3 protein-coding genes are annotated in these 2,400 nt (G+C 72.4%); 2 read left to right on the plus strand and 1 reads right to left on the minus strand.

Going from position 1 to position 2,400, the window contains the following annotated elements; all coding sequences use genetic code 11:
• On the plus strand, window positions 1-974 hold a 974-nt coding region (locus tag GUY60_RS36825; protein ID WP_312866568.1), incomplete at its 5' end, for an ABC transporter substrate-binding protein.
• Window positions 971-1,753: an ABC transporter permease gene (locus GUY60_RS36830; protein WP_161705858.1), complete on the plus strand. Its 783-nt coding sequence runs from the start codon at window positions 971-973 to the stop codon at window positions 1,751-1,753. The genes GUY60_RS36825 and GUY60_RS36830, both read left to right, overlap by 4 nt.
• A 59-nt stretch (window positions 1,754-1,812) precedes the next feature.
• On the opposite strand, the gene GUY60_RS36835 is transcribed toward GUY60_RS36830, so the two are convergent.
• Window positions 1,813-2,247, minus strand: coding sequence for a VOC family protein (locus GUY60_RS36835; protein ID WP_161705859.1), 435 nt, complete (start codon window positions 2,245-2,247; stop codon window positions 1,813-1,815).
• Window positions 2,248-2,400 lie beyond the last annotated feature (153 nt).

Genomic DNA, 2,400 nt, shown 5'->3' on the forward strand with positions numbered 1-2,400 from the left:
GAGCAGGACTGGTCCGTCGTATGAGTGTGCCGCTGGTCGCGTTGCTGCTTCTGGTGACGGCGTGCGGGGGCGGCGGGGGCGAGGCCGGCGGCGGGGCGGAGAAGGACACCGTGACGGTCGCCGCGACGCCGCTGGTGGACAGCGCCGCGCTCTACATCGCCCAGGAGCGCGGGTACTTCAAGGACGAGGGGCTGCGGGTGCGGGTGCGGCCCGTGCAACAGAGCGTGCAGGCCATCCCCGCACTCGCCAACGGCCAGGTCGGCATCGTGGCCGGCGGCAACTACGTGACGATGCTCCAGGCGCAGGACCGGGGCACGGTGGACCTGCGGCTCCTCGTGGACGGCGTGGCGCTCGCCCGGCACTCCATGGACGTCGTGGTGCTACCCGACTCCCCGATCCGTACCGCCGAGGACCTCCAGGGCCGGAAGGTCGCGGAGAACGTCCTGCACAGCATCCAGTCGCTGCGCCTCGACGCCATCCTCCGGAAGGAGGGGCACGACGCCGAGGCTGTGGACTACCGGCAGGTGCCGTTCCCGCAGATGGCCGCCGCCCTGGAGAAGGGCCAGGTGGAGGCGGCCGACATCACCGAACCGTTCCTCACCGACGCCAGACGCAGGCTGCACGCGCGCGTGGTGGTCGACGGCGCGAGCGGGCCCGCGGCGGGACTCCCGCTGTCCGGGTACGGGACGACGCGGGCCTTCACCGAGGAGAACCCGCGGGCGGCCGCGGCGTTCCAGCGCGCCGTGCGGCGGGCGCAGCGGGACGCGGCGCGCGACCGGGACGCCGTCGAGGAGGTGCTGCCCGGGTACACGAAGCTCGACGCCAGGACCGCTCGCGCCATCGCGCTGCCGAGTTTCGCCCGGTCCAACAGCCCTGAGCGCTTGGGCGAGTTGATCGCGTTGATGACGAAGGGCGGCCTCCTGAAGAAGCGGATCGACCCGGAGAAGCTGCTGTTCCGGGCGCGGCCGTCATGACCGCGCCCGCGTCCCTGACCCGGTCGCGCCGGGTGCTCCTCGGCACGTTCGGCGTCGTCGCGGTGCTGGCCGCGGGTGAGGTGGCGGGCCGTGCGGGCCTGGTGCAGCGCGCCTATCTGCCGCCGTCCTCCGAGGTCGTGGAGCGTGCGGTGCGGCTGGCCGGGGACCCGCTGTTCCTCGACGGGGTCGGGGCGACGCTCGGCGTGTGGGCGTACGGGCTGCTGCTCGGCTGTGCCGTCGCCGTGCCGCTCGGAGTGCTGTTCGGCAGTGTCCCGAAGGTCGACGCGGCGGCCCGTGCCGTAGTGGAGTTCCTGCGTCCGATCCCGTCCGTGGCGCTGATCCCGCTGGTGGCGCTGCTGCTCGGCACGGGCGGCCGGATGCAGGTCACGGTCATCGCGTACGCCTGCGTGTGGCCGGTTCTCTTCAACACGGTGTACGGGCTCGGCGATGTCGACCCGGTCGCGAAGGACTCGCTGCGGGCCTTCGGGTTCGGCCGGTTGCAGGTGTTGTGGCGGGTGGTGCTGCCCGCGACTGCTCCGTTCGTCGCCGCGGGGGTGCGCATATCCGCGGCCGTGGCGTTGATCCTGGCGGTCGCGTCGGAGATCCTCTCCGGATTCGGGGAGGGGCTCGGCACGTTCATCGCGCAGGCGGCGCAGATACCGGACGGCACCACGGACGTGCTCGCGGGAACGCTGTGGGCCGGGGTGCTCGGCCTGACGGTCAACGCGCTGCTCGGGACGGCGGAGAGACGGCTCATGCCGTGGGCGCGCGCCCGGTGACTTCGGGCACGCGCCGGGCCGCGCGCGTCGGCCGGCTCACTCCCCGTCGTAGTGCCGGTTCACGCCTCGTCGTAGTGGCGGGCTTCGAAGATGTTGCCGTCGGGGTCCTGGAAGTAGAAGCTGCGGCGGGCGTTGCCGCGGGCTCCGAAGGAGTTCTCGGAGAGGGCCGACAGGGGGACGCCGTGCTCGTCCAGGCGCGCGTGCAGGGCGTCGAACTCGGCGCTGCCCAGGGCGATGCAGACGTGGTTGACGGGGTGTCCGGAGCTGGCGACGGCGCCGGGGAGCATCGTCATCCGGGGCGCCATGGTCAGCGGCATCAGGTCGAAGATGGTGCCGTCGTTGAGCCGGACCGAGGGGAACGGCACCTTCTGGTCGGCGAACTCGCTCGCCCTGACCGGGGTCAGGCCGACGGCCTTCTCGTAGAACGCGACGGCGGCGAGCGGGTCGTTCGCCCACAGGACGATGTGATCGAGGTGTGCGGTGTTGTCTGCCATGAGGGCAGCATCATCGTCCTCCGGCGACCGCCGCAAGCCGACGCGACCGGGACCGGAGCCAGTACGGGGAAGGCGGTTACGCAGGGGGCGGTACGGGGAGTGCGGTACGGGAAGCCGCCGGCACATGGCAGGCGACAGACGACAGGTCACGGG

It is taken from the genome of Streptomyces boluensis, from assembly GCF_009908195.1.
In the GTDB taxonomy this organism is placed as follows: domain Bacteria; phylum Actinomycetota; class Actinomycetes; order Streptomycetales; family Streptomycetaceae; genus Streptomyces; species Streptomyces boluensis.